Raw genomic sequence first — 20,891 nt, 5'->3', positions numbered from 1 at the left:
TATAATGGCCGGCAGCAAAGCGCCCCAACCGGCCTTCCCCCGGACAGCAACGCACAGCGCCTGGGCGCCTTACCCGAATCAGCATAACGGTACACATAACGCTATGGCTAAACTACCTATATTGACCTTTCCTGACGACCGGCTGCGGACAAAAGCCGCGCCCGTCGAGGCCGTCGATGACGAGGTGCGCGCGCTGGTCGACAGCATGCTGGAGACCATGTACGACGCCCGCGGCATCGGCCTTGCCGCCACCCAGGTGGACGACCACCGCCGGGTCATCGTGATGGACGTCAGCGAGTCGGGCAACGAGCCCTTGGTGCTCATCAACCCCACCTACGAGCCGCTGGGCGATGAGCAGGCGCCGATGTCTGAAGGCTGCCTGTCCATCCCCGAGTACTACGCCGAGGTGCCCCGCCACCTGCGCGTCAGGCTGAGCGCCACCGGCCGCGACGGCGAGCCCTACGAGCTCGAAGCCGACGACCTGCTGGCCCACTGCATTCAGCACGAATGCGACCACCTGGAAGGCGTGCTGTTCGTCGACTATCTGTCGCCGCTCAAGCGCGAGCGCGTGCTGAAGAAAATGCAGAAGCGCCAAAAACAGCTGCTGGACGCTTAGCCCGCGCCGTCTCGCCGAGCCGGATCACCTCGCACCGCGCGGTTTTCCGGCTTTTCGCCGTCGGCCCCGGCGGCCGAATCTATCCGCACCTTTCGCTTCAGGGACATCACCATGTCATCACTGCGCGTCGTCTTCGCCGGTACGCCGGACTTTGCCGCCTCGAGCCTGCGGGCGCTGCTGCAAAGCCGCCACCGCGTGGTGGGCGTTTATACCCAGCCCGACCGCCCTGCCGGCCGCGGCCGGCGGCTGGCCCCGAGCCCGGTGAAAGCACTGGCTCTGGAGCAGGGGCTGGACGTCTACCAGCCGGCCACGCTGAAAGACGCCGACGCCCAGGAAGCGCTTGCCGCGCTCGACGCCGACGTCATGGTCGTGGTCGCCTACGGCCTGCTGCTGCCCCGGGCGGTGCTGGACCTTCCGCGGCTTGGCTGTGTCAACGTCCACGCCTCGCTGCTACCGCGCTGGCGGGGCGCCGCGCCCATTCAGCGCGCCATCGAAGCCCAGGACGCCGAAACCGGGGTGGCGATCATGCAGATGGACGCCGGGCTTGATACCGGCGCGGTGTTCGCCGAGGCGCGCACGCCGATCACCGATACCACCACCGGCGGCGAGCTCCACACCACCCTGGCCGACCTCGGCGCCGAAACCCTCGCCACCACCCTTGACGCCATGGCGGAAGGCCGCGCCAGCGCCACCCCCCAGCCCGAGGAGGGCGTGACCTACGCCGCCAAGCTTTCCAAGGCCGAAGCCGAGCTCGATTTTACCCGCCCCGCCGCCGAGCTTGCCGCCCGGGTGCGCGCCTTCAACCCCTGGCCGGTGGCCTGGTGTACGCTTGGCGATGACGACGCCCGCCTGCGGCTGCTGATGGCAAGCGCCGATAAAGCCGCCGGCACGGCCCAGCCGCCGGGGACGCTTTTGCCCCCGGACGCCGACGCCCTGCGCATCGCCTGCGGCGAGAACGGCGATCAGGTGCTGCGCGTAACCCGGGCCCAGCTGCCCGGCGGCAAGGCGCTTGCGGTGCGCGAGCTGCTCAACGCCCAGTCCCCGCGCCTGGCCGAAGGCAACCGCCTGGGCCGCTACGCCAAAGGAGCCACGTCATGACTCGGGAAACGCCCGCCGGCGCTACCGGCACGGACGTTCGCGCCGCTGCCGCCCGCGGGCTGGCGCCGGTGCTCAAGGACCAGGGCTCGCTTGCCGGCCTCAACGAGGCAAGCGTTGCCCCCCGGGACCGCGCCCTGCTCAAGGAGCTGTGCTTCGGCACCTGCCGCCACCTGCCGCGTCTGGAGGCGCTGGCCGGCGAGCTCTTGCGCCAGCCGCTAAAAAAGCGCGATCAGGACGTCCAGGCGCTGCTGCTGCTGGGGATTTACCAGCTGTTGTACATGCGCATTCCCGCCCACGCCGCCGTGGGCGAAACCGCCGGCGCGGCGAGGCTCCTGGGCAAGGCCTGGGCCACCCGGGTGCTCAACGGCTGCTTGCGCCGCCTGCAGCGCGAGTCCGCCGCGCTCCAGGCCAAGGTCGACCGCACGCCAAGCGTGGCGCTGGCTCACCCCGAATGGCTGCTGGACGCCTTCAGAAGCGCCTGGCCCGAGCAGTGGCGCGCCCTAGCCGAAGCCAACAACCGGCCCGGCCCTATGACGCTGCGCGTCAACGCCCGCCACGGCCACCGCGAAGCCTACCTTGCCGCGCTTGCCGAGCGGGGCATGACAGCGCGGGCCTGCGCCCACGCCCCGGACGGCATCACCCTGGTCACCCCCTGCGACGTCGCCGCCCTGCCCGGCTTCGAGGCAGGCCATGCAAGCGTCCAGGACGAAGCCGCCCAGCTCAGCGCAGTGCTGCTCGGGCCTACGCTTGCCCCGCGCCCGGGAGCCCGGGTGCTGGACGCCTGCAGCGCCCCCGGCGGCAAGACCGCGCACCTGCTCGAACAGTTCGACATCGCCCTGACCGCGCTCGACAGCGACGGCGAACGCCTGGCCCGGGTCGACAACACCCTGGAGCGGCTGGGGCTCAATGCCGAACTGCACCACGCCGATGCGACCCGGCGCGGCGACTGGAGCCAGACCGAATTCGACGCCATCCTGCTCGACGCGCCCTGTTCGGGCACCGGCGTCATCCGCCGCCATCCGGACATCAAGCGCCTGCGCCGCCCCTCGGACATCGTCAAACTTGCCGCCCTGCAGGCGCGCATTCTCGACAACCTCTGGCCGCTGCTGGCCCCCGGCGGCACCCTGCTCTACGCCACCTGCTCAGTGCTGCCGGAAGAAAACGCCGACCAGATCAGCGCCTTTCTTGCCCGCACCCCGGACGCCCGGAACACCACGCCCGACGACGTGGCCTGGGGGCAGCCCAGCGGCGGTGGCCGCCAGCTGTTGCCGCTCGATGACGGACACGACGGCTTTTTCTATGCCAGACTCGTGAAAGCGGCCGCCTGAGCGGCCCATCACCAAGCGCTATTCGGTTCGTAAAGGAGAGTAGAAATGAGCAACGTTTACAAACACGTCGAGCTGATCGGCACCTCGGAAAAAAGTATCGAAGACGCCGTCCAGCGCGCCCTTACCAAGGCCGCGGAAACCCTGCACAACATGCGCTGGTTCGAAGTCGTCGAAACCCGGGGGCACATCGAAGACAACCGGGTCGCGCACTGGCAGGTTACCGTCAAGGTCGGCTTCACGATTGAATAACCGCCCCGCCAGGGCGGCCTGCTCTTTCCTCCGCGGCCGGTTCAGGCCGGCCGCCTTACCCGGGACGGCGCGAAAGCGCCGTCCTTTTGCTGCAGACGCTGAGACGCGATGAAGATCATCATTCTCGGGGCCGGCCAGGTCGGCGGCACCCTGGCGGAACACCTGGCCCGCGAAGAAAACGACATCACCGTGGTGGACACCGACGGCGAGCGCCTGCGCGGGCTGCATACCCGGCTCGACATCCGCACCGTGGTCGGCCCCGGCTCCTACCCCAACACGCTGCGCGAGGCCGGCTGCGAGGACGCCGACATGCTGATCGCGGTGACCAACACCGACGAAATCAACATGATCGCCTGCCAGGTGGCGCACACCCTGTTTCGCACCCCGACGAAGATCGCCCGGGTGCGCACCACGGCGTACCTCACGCGCAAGGGGCTTTTTGCCCACGAGGCCATTCCCATCGACGTGCTGATCAGCCCCGAGCAGGTGGTCACCGACCACGTCCGCCGGCTGATCGAGCATCCCGGGGCGCTTCAGGTGCTCGAGTTTGCCGGCGGGCTGGTCCAGCTGGTGGCGGTCAAGGCCTTCTACGGCGGCCCGCTGGTGGGCCAGAACCTGGGCTTTTTGCGCCGCCACATGCCCAACGTCGATACCCGGGTGGCCGCCATCTACCGGCGCAACCGGCCGATCATCCCCCGGGGCGACACCGTCATCGAGGCCGACGACGAGGTTTTCTTTCTCGCTGCCCGGCGGGATATCCGCGCGGTGATGAGCGAGCTGCGCCGCCTCGAGCGTACTTTCCGCCGTATCGTCATCGCCGGCGGCGGCAACATCGGCGAGCGTCTGGCCGAACATCTCGAGCACAACCACCAGGTCAAGATCATCGAGCATAACCTCAAGCGCTGCACCCAGCTCTCCGAGCGCCTGGACCGCACCGTGGTGCTTCACGGCGGCGCCACTAGCAAGCGCCTGCTGGAAGAAGAAAACATCGAAGACTGCGATATCTTCTGCGCGCTGACCAACGACGACGAGGTCAACATCATGTCGTCGCTTCTGGCCAAGCGCCTGGGCGCCAAGAAGGTGCTCACCCTGATCAACAACGCCGCCTACGTCGATCTGGTTCAGGGCGGCGAAATCGACATCGCCATCTCGCCCCAGCAGGCCACCATCGGCAGCCTGCTCACCCACGTACGCCGGGGCGACATCGTCAACGTCCACTCCCTGCGTCGGGGAGCGGCCGAGGCCATCGAGGCCATCGCCCACGGCGACAAGCAGTCGTCCCGGGTGGTGGGCCGCAGCATCGGCGAGATCGACCTGCCCGAAGGCACCACCATCGGCGCGGTGGTGCGCCGCCGCAAAGTGATGATTGCCCGGCGCGACGTCGTGATAGAGTCAGGCGATCACGTCATCCTGTTCGTCATCGACAAGCGCCGCATCCGCGACGTCGAGCGCCTGTTCCAGGTCGGGCTGACCTTTTTCTGACATGCCGTTTTCTGCCATGCCACACGTGCTGCGCCACCGCGATCACAAGGAGCCGCGCCGACCATGAGCCTGCGGGTGATTCTGCGTATTCTGGGGCTGTTGCTGATGCTGTTCAGCCTTACCATGCTGCCGCCGATGCTGATCTCGCTGTGGTTTCGCGACGGCGTGTGGAATGCCTTCAGCCTGGGGATCGCGATCACCGTGTTCACCGGCCTGGTGCTGTACCTGCCCAACCGCCGCGCGCGCAAGGAGCTGCGCATCCGCGACGGCTTTCTGATCGCGGCCATGTTCTGGGCGGTGCTCGCGCTTTTCGGCTCGCTGCCGCTGATGCTGTTCGGCGAAGGGGCGCTGTCGTTTACCGATGCGGTATTCGAGTCGTTTTCCGGGCTCACTACCACCGGCGCCACGGTGATCACCGGGATCGACTTTCTGCCCGAGTCCGTCCGCTACTACCGCCAGCAGCTGCAGTGGCTGGGCGGCATGGGCATCGTGGTGCTCGCCGTCGCCATTCTGCCGACCCTTGGCGTGGGCGGGATGGCGCTTTATCGCACCGAAATACCCGGCCCGCTGAAGGACTCCAAGCTCACCCCGCGCATCACCGAGACCGCCAAGGCGCTGTGGTACATTTACGCCACCCTGACCGTGGCCTGCATGCTGGCCTACATGGCCGCGGGCATGGGCTGGTTCGACGCCCTGGGGCACAGCTTTTCTACCGTGGCCATCGGCGGGTTCTCCACCCACGATGCCAGCATCGGCTTTTTCGACAGCGCCGCCGTGGAGCTGATCTGCGCCGGCTTCATGCTGATTTCGGCGTTCAGCTTCAGCCTGCACTTTATTGCCTGGCGGGAAAAGCGCCTGCTGCACTATTTTCAGGATCCCGAAGCGCGGTTTTTGATGCTGTTCCTGCTGGGGCTGGTCAGCATCACGGTGTTCACCCTGTGGCTGACCCAGACCTACCAAAGCCCCCTGGGGATGCGCCACGCGCTGTTTGAGGTGGTATCGGTTGCCACCACCACCGGCTTTTCCGTGGCGGACTTCTCCACCTGGCCCGGGGCGCTGCCGTTTCTACTGTTCGTGGCGGCCTTTGTCGGCGGCTGCTCCGGCTCCACCGCCGGGGGGATGAAGGTCATCCGCATCATCTTGATCCTGAAGCAGGGCATGCGCGAAATCATGCGGCTGATTCACCCCAACGCGGTGATTGCGGTGAAGGTGGGCAAGGTCAGCGTTCCCGACAGCGTGGCCCAGGCGGTATGGGGATTTTTCTCGGTCTATGTGATGCTGTTTTTTCTGATGATGGTGGGCGTCATGGCCACCGGAGTCGACCAGATTACCGCCTGGTCCGCCGTGGGCTCGGCGCTCAACAACCTGGGCCCGGCGCTGGGCGAGGCCAGCACCCACTACGGCAACCTGCCCGGCTTTGCCAAGTGGGTGCTGGTGCTGGCCATGCTCCTTGGCCGCCTGGAAATCTTTACCGTCCTGGTTTTGTTTACCCCCGCTTTCTGGCGCCGCTAGCGGCGTCGTTCATTTGTCGACGATTGAGACCTCCTGCATGAGCGAAGATCACGTTCTGTCACCCGCGCCAGAGGCGCTGCCCGCGACCAGCGGGCCGCTGCACACCGTCACCGTGGGCAACACGCACTACACGCTGCTGGGCACCGCCCACGTCTCCCGGGAAAGCGCCGACGACGTCGAGGCGCTGCTTGCCACCGGGGCCTTCGACGCCGTGGCCATCGAGCTGTGCGCCGCCCGCCACCAGAGCCTGACCCAGCCCGACGCCATGGGCGAGCAGGATCTCTTCCAGGTATTCAAGCAGGGCAAGGCCGGCATGGTGGCGGCAAGCCTGGCGCTGGGCGCCTTCCAGCAGCGCATTGCCGACCAGTCGGGCATTCAGCCCGGCGCGGAAATGCGCGCCGCCGTGGAGCAGGCCGAGCGCACCCGGCTGCCGCTGCTGCTGATCGACCGCGACGTGGGCACCACACTCAAGCGGGTGTATCACAGCGTGCCCTGGTGGCAGCGTTTCGGCCTGCTGTCGGGGCTTCTCGGCAGCGTGCTGTCGCGCCAGAAAATTTCCGGCGAAGAGATCGAAAAGCTCAAGGAAAGCGACGTGCTCGAGGCCACCTTCAGCGAGTTCGCCGCCGAGTCCGAGGCGCTCTACACGCCGCTGATCCGCGAGCGCGACCGCTACATGGCCCTGCGCCTGGCCGAAACCGCCCCGCCCGGGCGCTACGCTAACGTGCTGGTGGTGCTGGGCGCCGGCCACCTCCAGGGCACCGAAGAGCACCTCTCGGCGCCGCTGCCGGAAAGCCCGGCGGAAGAGCGCGAAACCCTGGAGGCCACTCCGCCGCCGTCGAAGCTCTGGAAAGCGCTGCCCTGGGTGATCTCGGCGCTGGTGATTGCCGGCTTTGCGCTGGGCTTTTCGCGCAATACCGAGCTTGGCTGGCAGCTGGTCAGCGAGTGGTTTTTGATCAACGGCGTGCTTTCTGCCGGCGCCACCGTTGCCGCCCTTGCCCACCCGGTGACCGTGGTGGCGACGTTCTTCGCCGCGCCGCTCACCTCGCTCAACCCCACCATCGGCGCGGGCTTCGTTGCCGCCGGGGTGGAGCTCTATATGCGCCGGCCCAAGGTGCGCGACTTCGCCACCCTGCGCCACGACGTCACCCGGCTCAAGGGCTGGTGGCAAAACCGGGTCTCGCGCACCCTGCTGGTGTTTCTGCTCGCGACCCTGGGCTCCGCCGCCGGCACCTGGATCGCCGGCTTCCGCATCGCCGGCGCGCTGTTCGGATAACGCTGATGCAACGCCCCCGCACGCTATGGCAGGCCGATGCCCTGCTGCTGCTCGTCACCATGATTGCCGCCGCCGGCTGGATTTTTTCCAAGGAAGCGCTGGCCGGGATGCCGCCGGTGGGCTTTATCGGCACGCGCTTTTTACTGGCGGGCCTCCTGCTGGCCGGCATGGCCTGGTCGGGGCTGCGGCAGCTGTCCCGCTCCGCGCTTTATCGCGGGCTGCTGGTGGGGCTTCTGTTCAGCGCCGCCATTGGCTTCTGGGTGCTCGGGCTTGCGCACTCGAGCCACCTGGGCGAAAGCGCCTTTATCAACAGTTTGGGCATCCTCATGGTGCCCGTGGTCGCCCTGCTGCTGTTCGGCGAGAAGCCGCCGCGCCCCACCTGGGTCGCGCTGCCGGTGGCCCTCCTGGGTTTTTCGCTGCTGTCGCTCAACGCCGGCTTCCGGCTCGAGGCGGGCCAGCTGTTCATGCTGTGCTCGGCAGCGTGCTTTGCCCTGTTGATCAACGCCAACATCCGCGTGGTGCGCCACCTGCCGGCGCTGCCGCTCACCGCCCTGCAGCTGCTGGTGGTTGGCGTGGTTCTCACCCCGACGTCTCTGCTCCTGGAGCACGGGAGCTACCAGCTGACGCCGGCCGTTCTGGGCTGGTTTCTGGCTAGCGCCATCCCCGCCACCGCGCTGCGGTTTTTCCTCCAGATCAAGGGGCAAAGCCTGACCACGCCAAGCCATGCCTCGGTCATCCTGATGCTGGAAGCGGTGTGGACGGCGCTGTTTTCCGCCCTGTGGTTCGGCGAGACCATGACTGCGCTGCAGCTTGGCGGCTGCGGGCTGATTTTTGCCGCCCTGCTGATCAGCCGCTGGCGCCGGATCGTCTCGGCGCTGCGCCGCAGCCCGGCGTAAAGCACTGCTCGGCGCTGGCTTTGCTCACTCCCCCGGCGCGCCGGCGCCCGGCTCCTCTGCTTTAGGCACCGGGCGACGCTTCCACCAGCCGGCGAGCACCGAACCCGAGACGTTGTGCCACACCGAGAAAATGGCCCCCGGCAGCGCCGCCCCAGCGGTAAAGAACTGGCTCGCCAGGCTGACCGCCAGCCCCGAATTTTGCAGTCCAACCTCAAAGGCAATGGTGCGCGCGGTGCGTTCGTCAAAGTGCGCCGCCTTGGCCATGCCGTAGCCGCCGGCAAGCCCCACGCCGTTGTGCAGCACCACCGCCAGCGCCACCGTCGGCCCCAGCGTTAGCAAGCGGTCGGCGTTCAGCGCCACCACAATGGCGATAATCAGCACGATGGAAAGCATGGCAAGCGTCGCAAGGCCCGGCTCTACCGCCCGGATACGCGCCCCCAGAAAGTGGTGCACCACCACCCCGGCCGCCACCGGTATCACGACCAGCTGGGCGATGCTCGCCAGCATCCCCAGGGTCGGCACGTCGACGCTGTGCCCGATCAATAGCAGCGTCAACAGCGGCGTAGCAACCACCGAAACCAGCGTTGACACCATGGTCATCGATACCGATAGTGCCACGCGCCCGCCGGCAAGCCAGGCCATGACGTTGGACGAGGTGCCGCCGGCCGTGGCGCCCACCAGCACCATGCCCAGGGTCAGCTCGGGCGAGAGCGAAAGCAAAAGCGAGATTAAAAGCGCCGCCAGCGGCATGATCAGAAACTGCAGCGCCACGCCCACCAGAATCGGCGCGGGGGATTTCACCACCCGGGCAAAGTCGCACCCGGAAAGCGTCAGCCCCATGGAAAACATGATCACCGTCAGCAGCAGCTGGATCTGCCCCGACATGCCCGTAAACCAGTCCGGCACTACGGCCGCAACGGCGGCCAAGAGCACCGCCCAGACGGGGAAAAGCCGGTTAAAGCGCTCAAAATACTGCATTATTGCTGTCATCCTCTACTCGGGTTTGCCTCGCCAGCAGCCGCTGCATGGCGGGGCTGGGCGCGTCGATTTTGCGGTGGCCGCGGCTGGCGGCGTAGCTTTCGTTAAACGCCTCGAAGTAGTCGTCGAGGGCGCTGGCGGCCTCACTATCGCCGTTCTGGCGCAACAGCTCCGCGGCGACTTCGGCGGTGCTTAAATGCTCGGCCAGGGCGGATTTGCGCAGCCGGTAGCGGCTTTGCCGCGCGGTGCGCAGCGGCAGCACCGGCAAGGCGTCCAGATAGGGGCTTTTGCGAAAGATCCGCCGGGCCTGGCGCCAGGTGCCGTCGAGCAGGAGATACACCGGCACGCGGCCCTCTCTCTGCGCCTTGCCGACCGCACGATTATCCACCATCCGGTCATTATCGTAGTCGGGCTGATCGTCGGGAAATACCACAAAGGGCGCGTAGCGCTCGTCTTGCAAAAGCGCCAAAAGCTCGGCGTCGGGCTCGGTACGATGCCAGGTAAACACCCGGGTATCTTCCAACACGTCGCCGATCAGCCGGCCGGTGTTGGTGGGTTTGTAATGCTCCATGCGGTGGGTTAAAAGCCACACCCGAGCACGGCTTGGGGCGCTCACCCGGTAGGGGCAGAGGCAGTTGAGCGCCGGCAGGTTGCAGCCCTCGCAGCGCACCACGAAGCTGCCCCGCGCCTTGAATTCGCCCCGGGTAAAGGTGGCGTCGGGCGTATTCATACGGCCTCCGAGTCGGCAAAAGACTCGCAGTATAAAGCAGCCGCCCCAGCGTGACGACGCTATTAGCACGCGGCCTGTTCGCATCAGCCGTATCCATGGCTCGCTATGTAAACCATTTTATTTTTTCGGGTTGACACGGAATACGGCGCATCGCTAAAGTTCCGTCAACTTTAAATACGAAAAAGGTTTACTCATGCCCGCAACCGCCTCCCGGCAGCGCCATGACTGGTCGATTGACGAGATCAGCGCGCTGTTCGCCCTGCCGTTTAACGATCTGCTGCTGCGCGCCCAGCAAACTCACCGCGCCCACTTCGAGCCCAACGCGGTGCAAATTTCCACGCTGCTGTCGATCAAGACCGGCGCCTGCCCGGAAGACTGCAAGTACTGCCCCCAGTCCGGCCACTACAACACCGGGCTGGGGAAGGAAAAGCTGATGGAGGTGGACAAGGTCGTGACCCAGGCACGGGCGGCCAAGGCGGCCGGCGCCAGCCGTTTCTGCATGGGGGCAGCGTGGAAAAGCCCGCGCGAGCGCGATATGCCGGCGGTGGAAGAAATGGTCCGCCAGGTCAAGGCGCTGGGGCTTGAGACCTGTATGACGCTGGGTAGCGTCAGCGACAAGCAGGCCGAAAAGCTCGCCGCGGCGGGGCTCGACTACTACAACCACAACCTCGACACCTCGCCGGAATACTACGGCGAGATCATCACCACCCGCACCTTCGGCAAGCGGCTGGAAACCCTCGACCACGTGCGCAGCGCGGGGATGAAGGTCTGCACCGGCGGCATTCTGGGCATGGGCGAAAGCCATCGCGACAGAAGCGCTTTGCTTCAGCAGCTGGCAAGCCTTAACCCGCACCCGGAGTCCGTGCCCATCAACATGCTGGTCAAGGTGCCGGGCACGCCGCTGGAAAACGTCGAAGACCTCGACCCGCTGGAGTTCGTCCGCGCCATTGCCGTGGCACGGATCATGATGCCGCAAAGCCACGTGCGGCTGTCTGCCGGGCGCGAGAACATGAGCGAATCGACCCAGGCGCTGGCGTTTATGGCCGGGGCCAACTCGATCTTTTACGGCGACAAGCTGCTGACCACCGACAACCCTCAGGCCGACCGCGACCGCGCGCTGTTTCACAAGCTCGGCCTGCACCCGGAAACCCGCGACGCCGTCCACGCCGGCGCAGACGACGCCGAGGCCGCCCAGCTGGCCCGGCAGCTGCACCTGGCCAAAGCCAACGCGCTAGCGGTGGACGCCAGTGCCTGAGCCAGTCGCAGAACGCCCCGCTAGTGCCCCGCAGCCGTGGCATGAGCACCTCGCAAACGCCCGACACCAGCGCCAGCAGGCCAACCGCTGGCGCACCCGCCGGGTGATGCTGGATGCCGCGCTGGACTTTGCCGGCAACGACTACCTCGGCCTTGCGCTTGAACCGAGAGTGCGCGAAGCCACCGCCGAGGGAGCCCGCCGCTTTGGCGCGGGCGCGGGGGCCTCGCACCTGGTCAGCGGGCATTTGGCCGTACACGAAACCCTTGAGCGCAAGCTGGCCGAGTGGCTGGGGCGCGAGCGGGCGCTTTTATTCTCCACCGGCTACATGGCCAACCTCGGCGTGATTCAAGCGCTGGCCGACCGCGACACGGCGATTTTTCAGGATCGGCTCAACCACGCCTCCTTGATCGACGGCGCGGCCCTTGCCGGCGCGCGCTCGCGGCGCTTTCACCACCGCGACGGCAAAGATCTTGAGCGGCTGCTGTCGCGCAGCGGTGCCGCACGCAAGCTCGTCATCAGCGACGGCGTGTTCAGCATGGACGGCGATATCGCCAACGTGGCCGAGCTGGCCGCCACCGCCAAGCGTCACTCAGCCTTGCTGATGGTCGACGATGCCCACGGCGTCGGCGTGCTGGGGGAGTCCGGCGGCGGCTGCACCGAAGGTATGGGTGCGGCTGAGGTGCCGCTACTGGTGGGCACCTTCGGCAAGGCGCTGGGCACCGGCGGGGCCTTTGTCGCCGGCGACGCCGGGCTGATCGAGCATATTACCCAGTTCGCCCGCAGCTACGTGTACACCACCGCCCAGCCGCCCGCCGTCACCGCCGCCACCCTTGAGGCGCTGAATATCGTGCGCGGCGAGCCCGAGCGTCGGGCGCGCCTTGAGGCCAACGTCGCGCTCTTCCGCCGCGAAGCCGCGCGCCTGAACCTGCCGCTGGCCGACTCCATCACGCCCATTCAGCCGCTGATGCTGGGCGATGAAGCGCGCACCCTGCGCTGGGCCGCCGAACTTGAAGCCGCCGGTTTAGCGGTCGGCGCGATTCGCCCGCCCACGGTGCCAAAGGGCCAGGCGCGGCTGCGCATAACCTTAAGCGCGCGGCACACCGGGGCCGATATCAAGCGGCTGCTTGACGGCCTTGGGCGCTGCCGGCGGGAGGACGCCCCATGAGCCAAGGCTTAACGCTTACCCTACTCCACGGCTGGGGCGTGGACGCCCGCGTCTGGCAGCCTTTGCAGCCCCACTGGCCAGAAGGCGTGGGCGTCGCTGCCCCCAACTGGCCGGGATACGAAAGCCACCCTGCCCTTGCCGACCCGGCCGAACTTTCTACCACGGCCGATCTTTCTGCCAGCGCCGATATTGCCGCCACGGCCAGCGCCATGGCCGCGAGCCTTCCACAAAACAGCGTGTGGGTGGGCTGGTCGCTGGGCGGGCTTTTGGCCGTGGCCATGACCGACCACCTGCCGCCGCCCCAGGGCATTATTCTGCTCGGCGCCGGCGCACAGTTCTGCTCGCCTAACGGCGTTACCCCCCAAGCCCTTGCCGAGTTTACCTCCGCCTTTCAGCGCAGCCCCAGCGCCGCCTGGCGGCACTTTCTGCGCTGGCAAAGCAGCGGCGAGCCCGAGCCCCGCACCGCCCTAAAACGATTGCACGCGCTTTTAGGCAAAACCCCGCCGGCGGATACCCCCACCCTTGCCGCGGGGCTTGGCTTTCTGGAAACGTTGGATAACCGCGAACGGCTGCAAACGCTGCCCTGCCCCGTGGCCACGCTTGCCGGGGAAAACGACCCCTTCCTAAATCAGCCGCCCGCTGGTGAGACGACGGCAGGCGAGCAAATGGCTCAAGCCGGCCACTGCCCGATGGTTTCCCAGCCCGCGGCATTAGTGGACGCGCTGTGCCGCATCGCGGCTGAAATGACCCAGCCTGGGGAGGCCTCATGAGCACCCTTGCCTTATTGGACAATACCACCAACGCACCCAGCGGCGACTGGCAGGCGCGCGTGGCCCGGGCGTTTTCCCGCGCGGCCGAGCTCTATGATGAACGCGCCAGCGCCCAGCGCCGCATCGGCGAGGGGCTGTGGCAGCGCCTGCCGGGCACGGCTCAAAGCGTGGTGGACGTGGGCTGTGCCACCGGCGGCTGGACGCGAAGGCTGGCCGAGCGCTACCCAGCGGCAACCGTGACCGGCGTGGACATCGCCCCGGGCATGCTCGCCCAGGCGCGCAAGCGCGGCGGGCGGGTACGCTTTCGCGAAGGCGGCGCCGAGGCCCTGCCGGCAGGCGACCAGAGCGTCGAGCTGATTTTTTCCAACCTCGCGCTGCAGTGGTGCCGGGACATTGACGCGGTCATGGCCGAGTTCGCCCGGGTGCTCGCCCCCGGCGGGCGTGCGGTATTCACTACCCTGCTGGCCGGCACGCTTGAAGAAATCGGCGCGGCCTTCAATCGCCCCGGCGCATTACTCGACTATACAAGCCGGGCCGACCACCGTTGTGCCGCCGATGCCGCAGGGCTCAGGCTGACCCGCGAGCGCACCCACCTTGAGCGCTTTTACTACCCGGACATGGCCGCGGTGATGGCCTCGATCAAGGGCGTGGGCGCGCAAATCGCCCGCCCGCAAAGCAAGGGACTAACCCGTCGGGATCTCAAGGCGGCCACCCAACGCATGGAGCAGCGGCGCACGCCCGAAGGTCTGCCCGTCAGCTACCGCTGCTTAACGCTTACCTTGGAGCGCCCGTGAACGCCTACTTTGTTACCGGCACCAACACCGACGCGGGCAAAACTCTGGTCACCAGCGCGCTGCTGTGCGCCGCTCGGCAACAGGGTTTGAGCACGCTGGGGCTCAAGCCCGTGGCCTCGGGCAGCGACGCCACCCCGAGCGGCCTGCGCAACGCCGACGCGCTGGCGCTGCAGGCGCAAAGCGTGCCGGCGGTGAGCTATGACACCGTCAACCCCCACGCCTTTGCGCCGGCTATTGCCCCGCATCTGGCGGCGGATGAGGCCGGCTGCACGCTCAGCGCCGGCGGTTTGGCCAACGGCCTACACAGCACCCTTGAGCGCCACCCGCGGGACTTGTGCCTGATCGAAGGCGCCGGCGGCTGGCGGGTGCCGCTCAACGAGGCCGAAGACTTCGCCGACCTGGCCGCGCGGCTGGATCTTCCGGTGATTCTCACCGTGGGGCTAACCCTTGGCTGTATTAACCACGCGCGGCTCACGGCGGAAGCCATCGCCGCCGACGGTCTGACCCTTGCCGGCTGGGCGGGCAGCGTATTGGAAGCCGATTTTGCCGCCGACACGCCGCGCTTTAGCGCCAACCTTGAGCTGCTGGAAGACCGGCTCGGCGCGCCGTGTCTCGGCGTGATTCCCCACCTTGACGCCCCCGGCGCCGAGGCGGCCTCTCACTATCTCAGCCTTTCTTGTCTGACCGCACAGGAGCCCGCATGACCTCCCCCGTTTGGCACCCCTACCAACGCCTGAGCCATTCCACCGATCAGGCCGCTACGCCACCCAAGGTAGTCGGCGGCGACGGCGTCTATTTTGAGCTTGAGGGCGGCGAGTGGCTGCTGGACGCCTGCTGCTCCTGGTGGTGCATGATCCACGGCTACCGCCACCCGCGGCTAACCCGCGCCATCGCCGAGCAGGCCGAGACGCTAAGCCACGTGATGCTCGCGGGGCTGACCCACGATCCCGCCGAACGGCTCGCTCGAGCGCTGGTGCGCGTCACGCCCGCGGGGCTCCACCACGTATTTTTCATCGACAGCGGCTCGGTGGGCATGGAAGTGGCGATGAAAATGGCGCTGCAGTACCACATCCTCACCGGCAGCCCGCAAAAAACCCGCATGCTCGCGCTCAAGCGCGGCTACCACGGCGATACCAGCGGCTGCATGGCGGTGTGCGATCCGGACAACGGCATGCACAAGCTGTTCAGCCCGCTGCTGCCCCAGCACCATTTTGCTCCCGCGCCCACGGCCCCCTTTGACGCCGCGCCCGAAGGCGTCGAGAGCGACCTGGCCGCGCTGCGCGAAGTGCTGGAATCCCACCATCACGAGATCGCCGCGCTGCTGATGGAGCCTTTGTTGCAGGCCGCCGGCGGGCTCAACATGACCTCGCCGCACTACCTGCGCGGCGCGCGCAAATTGTGCGACGAGTTCAACGTGCTGCTGGTGTTTGACGAGGTAGCCACCGGCTTTGGCCGCACCGGCAAGCTGTTCGCCGCCGACCACGCCGAGGTGACGCCGGACATCATGGTGCTGTCCAAGGGGCTCACCGGCGGCTATCTCGGCCACGCCGCGACCCTGGCCACCGACCGCGTACACGACGCCTTCAGAGGCGAAAGCGACATCCACGCCTTGATGCACGGGCCGACCTTCATGGGCAACCCGCTGGCCTGCCGGGTGGCGTTGGAGAGCCTGGCGGTGTTTGAGGAGGAGAACTATCTGGAGAAGATCGCCCGGCTAAGCGCGGTGCTAACCCGGGAGCTTTGCGAAGACGCCGAGCTTGCCGCGAATCCCGCGGTAGCGGACGTGCGCGTGCTGGGCGCGGCGGCGGTGATCGAGGTCCACGACGCGGCGGATCTCGACGGCCTGCGCGACTTCGCTCGAGCGCGCGGCGTGTGGCTGCGGGCCTTTAACCGCTACCTCTACACCATGCCCGCCTACATCACCACCGAAGCGCAAATGACGACCATTACCGACGTGATGAAAGCCTGGTTTTTGGCGCACCGCGATCGACCGGCCGGCTAGACAAAGCCGAGCACGATCCCCAGGTTCAGCAGCGCCAGCGTGCCCAGCAGCGTGGCCACGTTGATGCCCATCCAGAACGGCAGCCGGGACGGCGCGTCGCAGTCGGCGCTGATCCCGTGCCCCAGCCACACGGCGACCGGCAGCGGCAGCAGCGCGACGGCTGTGGGCCACGGCAGCCACCCCAGCAGCAGCCCCAGCGCCACCACCGCATAGCTTGCCAGCAGCATGGCCGTGACCCAGCGCGAGGCCCGCCGCCGCCCCAGCAGAATCGGCAAGTGGCGCCGCCCGTGATCCTCGTCGGCTTCGACATCGGGAAACTGGTTGACCAGCAAAAGCTCGCTGGTCAAAAGCCAGGCCACCAGCGCCACGCAGGCAGCGGTGGCGTCGAGATGCCCGCCCAGCGCCAGCACGGTACCGACGACCATGACCGGGCCAAAGCCCAGCCCCGGCGCCAGCAGGCACAGCGCCGGCGAGCGCGTCAGCCAGCGGGTATACGCCACCACCAGCGCAATACCCAGCACCCCCGGGTAAAGCAGCGCCGCCCCGCGCAGCCAGATAAAATAGACGCCGATCAGCACCACCCCCAGCAGGCTGAGCGCGCCGGCCGCAAGCACCCAAACGGCCGCTGACGGCATTGCCGGCAGGGTCCCGCTGCCCCCGGAAAACGGCGTGCGCGCGGTGGTGAAGTCAAGCCCCGAACGATAGTCGTCGTACTCGTTGAGCCAGTTGACGGCGGCGTGCCCCAGCAGACCGCCCAGCATCACCAGCGCTATCTTCTGCCCGGCGGGGGCCGCTCCCTGGGCCACCGCCACGACCACTCCCAGCAGCACGCACAGCGGGGCCAACACAAGAAAGCTGGGGCGCGACGCCTGCCAGATGGCGGCAATGTTTTGCATGGACTCTCTCCGGTTGCGGCCGCGATAAAACGGTATTCAATCCGCCCAGGGCGGAATCGGCGTGGCAGGATATCCCAATAAACAACGCCCAACCGCTTTTAACGTCGGGAATACGCCGTGTTACGACGCAAGTCTGACATAAATCAATCTATATTTTCATATAAGCTGATATATTGTTAATAAACAGAGTCAGTCCGTGGCACAGCATGAAGGAAAACACATGAAAGAAAAAAAACCCCGCCGCAAGAGCTTCGTGTGGGGGGCCGGCCTGCTCGCCATCGGCGCCTGCATCGGTGCAGCAGCCCTCTACGGCACGCAGTGGTCGCTCAAGGCGACCTCGACCAACGAGTTCTGCGTCAGCTGCCACTCCATGGACGTTCCCTACGAGGAGTGGCAAGGCACCAACCACTTTGCCAACGCCAAGGGCATCCAGGCCGGCTGCGCCGACTGCCACATTCCCCACGAGGGCTTCGCCTATCTGGAAAAGAAGATGACCAGCGGCATCAGCGACGTGATCGCTGAAATGAGAGGCGGCATTTCCGACGCCGACGCTTACGAGCAAAAGCGCGCCGAGATGGCGAAAAAGGTGTGGGCCGAGATGGAGGCCAACGACTCGCGCACCTGCCGCAGCTGTCACAACAGCGAGCACTGGGATCTCTACGAACAGAGCCCCAAGGCGGCAAGCGAACACCGCTCCATGGCGGACAGCGGCGACACCTGCATCAGCTGCCACCGCGGCATCGCGCACTTTCCGCCTGATCTGGGCGACGAAGCCAAGGCAGCGTCGGGCAAGCTCAGCCAGCTGGCCGCCAACCTGCCGAAAAGCCCGGATACGCTCTATCCCATCCGCCAGCACGCGCTGTTCGAGCACCGCGATGACAACGCGCCAATGGCCCGCATCCTGCCGAGCACACCGCTTGACATCCTCGAGCAGGACGGCGACTGGCGCCAGGTTCGCCTCAAAGGCTATCAGCCGCCGGATGCCGACCGGGTTCTTTATCGCCACCCCGGCAAGCGCATTCTTTCGGCCTCCATCGCCGATGCCGGGCAGCAGCGCCTGAGCGTTGAGGCGGATGACAACGACGCCGGCTGGAAGCACGCGCAGCTAACGGGCTGGGTCCAGCCCGACGCCATGGTCGCAGACGCTCAGGCGATCTGGGACTACGGCGAAGAGCTCAACAACGCCTACTGCGGTAGCTGCCACTCCGTCAAGGGGCCCAAGGACTACACCGCCAACCAGTGGCCAAGCATGGTTGACGCCTACGCCGATCGCACCTCGATCAGCGACGACGACAAAGCCCTGTTGACGTTCTATCTGCAAATCCATGCCAACGACATGCCCAAGCAGGAGACTCACTGATGAATACCCTCTGGAACATGAAGCGACGCACTTTTCTCAAGGGCGGCAGCAGCTTCGTCGCCGCGGCCGCGCTTGTATCACCCGCCAGCGCCCTGCGCGCCTTTGCCCAGGAGCCGGCAAAAACCGTCATCACCGCCGCGCACTGGGGGCCGCTTAAAGTCACCGTCGAAAACGGGCGGATCACCGAGTCGGGGCCGGCGCTGGCTGACCGCCGGGAAAACTACCTGCAGAGCGTAGTCGCCGACCAGGTACACCACCGCGTGCGCGTCAAGCAGCCGATGGTGCGCAAGGGCTTTCTCGACGGCCTCGACGACGTCGAAAACCCCGATGGAAAGCGCGGCAAGGACGAGTTTGTCGCCGTGAGCTGGGAGCGCGCCTACGACCTGGTCGAGCAGCAGCTGCGCCGCGTACGCCAGGAGCACGGCGCCAAATCGATCTGGGGCGGCTCCTACGGCTGGTACTCGTCGGGCAGCCTGCACGCCGCCCAAACGCTCCTGCAGCGTTTTCTGCGGCTCACCGGCGGCTACGTCGACCGCGTCAACTCCTACTCCACCGGCGCGATCAGCGTGATCATGCCCCACGTGATGGGCAACGCCGAAACCACCGTGCCGCAAACCACCTGGCCGGTGATCCTCGAGCACTCGGACGTGGTCATGATCATGAGCGCGAACCCGATGAACACCCTCGAGATCGCCTGGACCAGCTCCGACGAGAAAGGCCGGCTGTATTTCGAAAAGCTGCGCGACAGCGGCAAGCGCATCATCATCGTCGACCCCATGTACTCGGAAACCGCGCGCTTTTTCGGCGACCGCGCCGAGTGGATAGCGCCCAACCCGACCACCGACGTGCCGCTGATGCTGGGCATCGCCCACGAGCTTTTGACCACCGAGCGCCACGACCCGGCCTTCCTCGACGAATACACCGTGGGCTTCGAGCGCTTCGCCGCTTACCTCCGCGGTGAGGACGATGGCACCGAGAAAACGCCGGAATGGGCCGCGGCCATCTGCGACGTGCCCGCCGACAAGATCCGCGAGCTGGCCGCGCTGTTTGCCGACAACCGCACCATGCTCATGGCCGGCTGGGCGATGCAGCGCGCCGACAAGGGCGAGCAGCCCCACTGGACGCTGGTGACGCTTGCCGCCATGCTCGGCCAGATCGGCCTGCCCGGCGGCGGCTTCGGCTTCAGCTACCACTATTCCAACGGCGGCGTCCCGCCCCACGAAGCCATCGTCGTACCGGGCATCAGCGCCACGCCCGACGCGCCGCACCTGGCCGACCAGATCGAAGACACCAGCGAATACACGCTGCCGGTGGCGCGCATTGTTCACGCCCTGGAAAACCCCGGCGAGCAGATGGACTACAACGGCGGCAAGGTGACGCTGCCCGACCTCCGTCTGATCTGGTGGTGCGGCGGCAACCCCTTCCACCACCACCAGGACACCAACCGCCTGCGCCAGGCCTGGCAAAAGCCCGAGGTGGTCATCGTCTCCGAGCCCTACTGGACCGCCACCGCCAAGCACGCCGATATCGTGCTGCCGATCACCACCAGCTACGAGCGCGACGACATCACCATGACCGGTGATTTCTCCAACATGCACATCGTGCCGATGAAAAAGGTGGTCGAGCCCCAGCACGAAGCCCGGGACGACTACGAAGTGTTTCGCGAGCTTTCCGCGCGGTTCGGCGTTGAGCAGGAATATAGCGAAGGCCGGACGCAAATTGGCTGGGTCAAGCACTTCTATGAACAGGCGGCAGACGTTGCCCGCGCCCAGCGCGTGCGGATGCCGCGCTTCCAGCAGTTCTGGGAAGAAAACGCCATTATCAAGAACCCGGTCGATTCGAGCCGCGCCGACTGGGTGCGCCACGCCGATTTCCGCGAGGACCCTATCCTCAATCCGCTGGGCACGCCTTCCGGCAAGATCGAGATCTTTTCCGAGACCATCGACGCCATGAACTACGACGACTGCCTGGGCCACGCCTCATGGCTCGAGCCGGTGGAGTATCTGGGCAATGCCACGCCGGAGCATCCGGTCCACCTGATGACTCCGCACCTGGCGTATCGGCTGCACTCCCAGCTCAACTACACCCGCCTGCGCGACGAGTACGCCGTGGCCAACCGCGAGCCGGTGTTCCTCCACCCGGACGACGCCGCCGAGCGGGACATCGCCGACGGCGACCTGGTGAGGGTGTACAACGACCGCGGCCAGATCCTCTGCGGCGCGGTGCTCGATGAGGGCATCAAGCGGCGCGTGATCGCCATACACGAGGGCGCCTGGTACGACCCCGCCGACGACAGCGACAACGCGCTGTGCAAGAACGGCAACATGAACGTACTGGTCGTCGACCGCGGCACGTCCAAGCTCGCCCAGGGCACCTGCGGCTATACCGCGCTGGTGGAGTTCGAGAAATTCACCGGTACCGCCCCCGAGCTTACCGCCTTCGACCCGCCGACCGGCGCGGCCTGACCCCGGCACGCCCTGGAAAAGG

The 20,891-nt window shown here is 66.7% G+C and carries 19 protein-coding genes; 16 read left to right on the top strand and 3 right to left on the bottom strand.

The window, feature by feature from the left end:
- Positions 1-103 precede the first annotated feature (103 nt).
- The 8 genes from def (at position 104) to ACZ46Y_RS03615 (ending at position 8,454) form a co-directional block, all read left to right on the top strand.
- On the top strand, positions 104-616 hold the full coding sequence (def, locus tag ACZ46Y_RS03650; protein ID WP_311954286.1) for a peptide deformylase: 513 nt from the start codon (positions 104-106) through the stop codon (positions 614-616).
- A 111-nt stretch (positions 617-727) separates the two neighbouring features.
- A complete protein-coding gene (gene fmt, locus ACZ46Y_RS03645; RefSeq protein WP_311954275.1) occupies positions 728-1,714 on the top strand; it encodes a methionyl-tRNA formyltransferase in 987 nt (328 codons plus the stop codon).
- On the top strand, positions 1,711-3,042 hold the full coding sequence (gene rsmB / locus ACZ46Y_RS03640; protein WP_311954272.1) for a 16S rRNA (cytosine(967)-C(5))-methyltransferase RsmB: 1,332 nt from the start codon (positions 1,711-1,713) through the stop codon (positions 3,040-3,042). The genes fmt and rsmB overlap by 4 nt, the downstream gene beginning before the upstream one ends.
- A 45-nt stretch (positions 3,043-3,087) precedes the next feature.
- Positions 3,088-3,291 (top strand): dodecin, encoded by a 204-nt coding sequence (locus ACZ46Y_RS03635; RefSeq protein ID WP_311954269.1) that lies wholly within the window; start codon positions 3,088-3,090, stop codon positions 3,289-3,291.
- A 108-nt stretch (positions 3,292-3,399) separates the two neighbouring features.
- Positions 3,400-4,773, top strand: coding sequence for a Trk system potassium transporter TrkA (gene trkA / locus ACZ46Y_RS03630; protein ID WP_311954267.1), 1,374 nt, complete (start codon positions 3,400-3,402; stop codon positions 4,771-4,773).
- 63 nt (positions 4,774-4,836) lie between these two features.
- On the top strand, positions 4,837-6,285 hold the full coding sequence (locus ACZ46Y_RS03625; RefSeq protein WP_311954265.1) for a TrkH family potassium uptake protein: 1,449 nt from the start codon (positions 4,837-4,839) through the stop codon (positions 6,283-6,285).
- A 37-nt stretch (positions 6,286-6,322) separates the two neighbouring features.
- The gene (locus ACZ46Y_RS03620) at positions 6,323-7,558 is read left to right on the top strand and encodes a TraB/GumN family protein (RefSeq protein ID WP_311954262.1); all 1,236 of its coding nucleotides are present in this window, start codon (positions 6,323-6,325) and stop codon (positions 7,556-7,558) included.
- A gap of 5 nt (positions 7,559-7,563) precedes the next feature.
- Positions 7,564-8,454: a DMT family transporter gene (locus ACZ46Y_RS03615; protein WP_311954259.1), complete on the top strand. Its 891-nt coding sequence runs from the start codon at positions 7,564-7,566 to the stop codon at positions 8,452-8,454.
- A 24-nt stretch (positions 8,455-8,478) separates the two neighbouring features.
- Here the strand turns inward: ACZ46Y_RS03615 and ACZ46Y_RS03610 are convergent, their stop codons facing one another.
- The gene (locus ACZ46Y_RS03610; protein WP_311954358.1) at positions 8,479-9,432 is read right to left on the bottom strand and encodes a bile acid:sodium symporter family protein; all 954 of its coding nucleotides are present in this window, start codon (positions 9,430-9,432) and stop codon (positions 8,479-8,481) included.
- On the bottom strand, positions 9,419-10,162 hold the full coding sequence (locus ACZ46Y_RS03605; RefSeq protein ID WP_311954255.1) for a tRNA-uridine aminocarboxypropyltransferase: 744 nt from the start codon (positions 10,160-10,162) through the stop codon (positions 9,419-9,421). The genes ACZ46Y_RS03610 and ACZ46Y_RS03605 overlap by 14 nt, the downstream gene beginning before the upstream one ends.
- 193 nt (positions 10,163-10,355) lie before the next feature.
- Here ACZ46Y_RS03605 and bioB point away from each other — a divergent pair, with 193 nt between their 5' ends.
- The 6 genes from bioB (at position 10,356) to bioA (ending at position 16,148) form a co-directional block, all read left to right on the top strand.
- Positions 10,356-11,417, top strand: a complete 1,062-nt coding sequence (gene bioB / locus ACZ46Y_RS03600; RefSeq protein ID WP_311954251.1) for a biotin synthase BioB — start codon at positions 10,356-10,358, stop codon at positions 11,415-11,417.
- Positions 11,418-11,523: 106 nt separating this feature from the next.
- Complete coding sequence (bioF, locus tag ACZ46Y_RS03595) at positions 11,524-12,582, top strand: 8-amino-7-oxononanoate synthase (protein ID WP_464380084.1); 1,059 nt, start codon at positions 11,524-11,526, stop codon at positions 12,580-12,582.
- Positions 12,579-13,352, top strand: a complete 774-nt coding sequence (locus tag ACZ46Y_RS03590; RefSeq protein WP_311954246.1) for an alpha/beta fold hydrolase — start codon at positions 12,579-12,581, stop codon at positions 13,350-13,352. The genes bioF and ACZ46Y_RS03590 overlap by 4 nt, the downstream gene beginning before the upstream one ends.
- The gene (locus tag ACZ46Y_RS03585; RefSeq protein WP_311954243.1) at positions 13,349-14,146 is read left to right on the top strand and encodes a methyltransferase domain-containing protein; all 798 of its coding nucleotides are present in this window, start codon (positions 13,349-13,351) and stop codon (positions 14,144-14,146) included. Before ACZ46Y_RS03590 ends, ACZ46Y_RS03585 begins: the two co-directional genes overlap by 4 nt.
- The gene (gene bioD / locus ACZ46Y_RS03580; RefSeq protein ID WP_311954240.1) at positions 14,143-14,850 is read left to right on the top strand and encodes a dethiobiotin synthase; all 708 of its coding nucleotides are present in this window, start codon (positions 14,143-14,145) and stop codon (positions 14,848-14,850) included. Before ACZ46Y_RS03585 ends, bioD begins: the two co-directional genes overlap by 4 nt.
- Entirely contained in the window at positions 14,847-16,148 is a 1,302-nt protein-coding gene (gene bioA / locus ACZ46Y_RS03575) for an adenosylmethionine--8-amino-7-oxononanoate transaminase (RefSeq protein ID WP_311954237.1), read from the top strand. Before bioD ends, bioA begins: the two co-directional genes overlap by 4 nt.
- On the opposite strand, the gene ACZ46Y_RS03570 is transcribed toward bioA, so the two are convergent.
- Positions 16,145-17,044 (bottom strand): prenyltransferase, encoded by a 900-nt coding sequence (locus tag ACZ46Y_RS03570; RefSeq protein ID WP_311954233.1) that lies wholly within the window; start codon positions 17,042-17,044, stop codon positions 16,145-16,147. The two genes, bioA and ACZ46Y_RS03570, sit on opposite strands and share 4 nt — an antisense overlap.
- A 220-nt stretch (positions 17,045-17,264) precedes the next feature.
- Here ACZ46Y_RS03570 and ACZ46Y_RS03565 point away from each other — a divergent pair, with 220 nt between their 5' ends.
- On the top strand, positions 17,265-18,404 hold the full coding sequence (locus ACZ46Y_RS03565; protein ID WP_311954230.1) for a NapC/NirT family cytochrome c: 1,140 nt from the start codon (positions 17,265-17,267) through the stop codon (positions 18,402-18,404).
- Positions 18,404-20,869 carry a molybdopterin guanine dinucleotide-containing S/N-oxide reductase gene (locus tag ACZ46Y_RS03560; RefSeq protein ID WP_311954228.1) on the top strand — a complete coding sequence of 822 codons (2,466 nt, stop codon included), beginning with the start codon at positions 18,404-18,406 and terminating at the stop codon, positions 20,867-20,869. The genes ACZ46Y_RS03565 and ACZ46Y_RS03560 overlap by 1 nt, the downstream gene beginning before the upstream one ends.
- Positions 20,870-20,891: the final 22 nt, after the last annotated feature.

The organism is Halomonas garicola (assembly GCF_055382465.1).
This window is presented reverse-complemented; position numbering and strand designations above follow the sequence as displayed.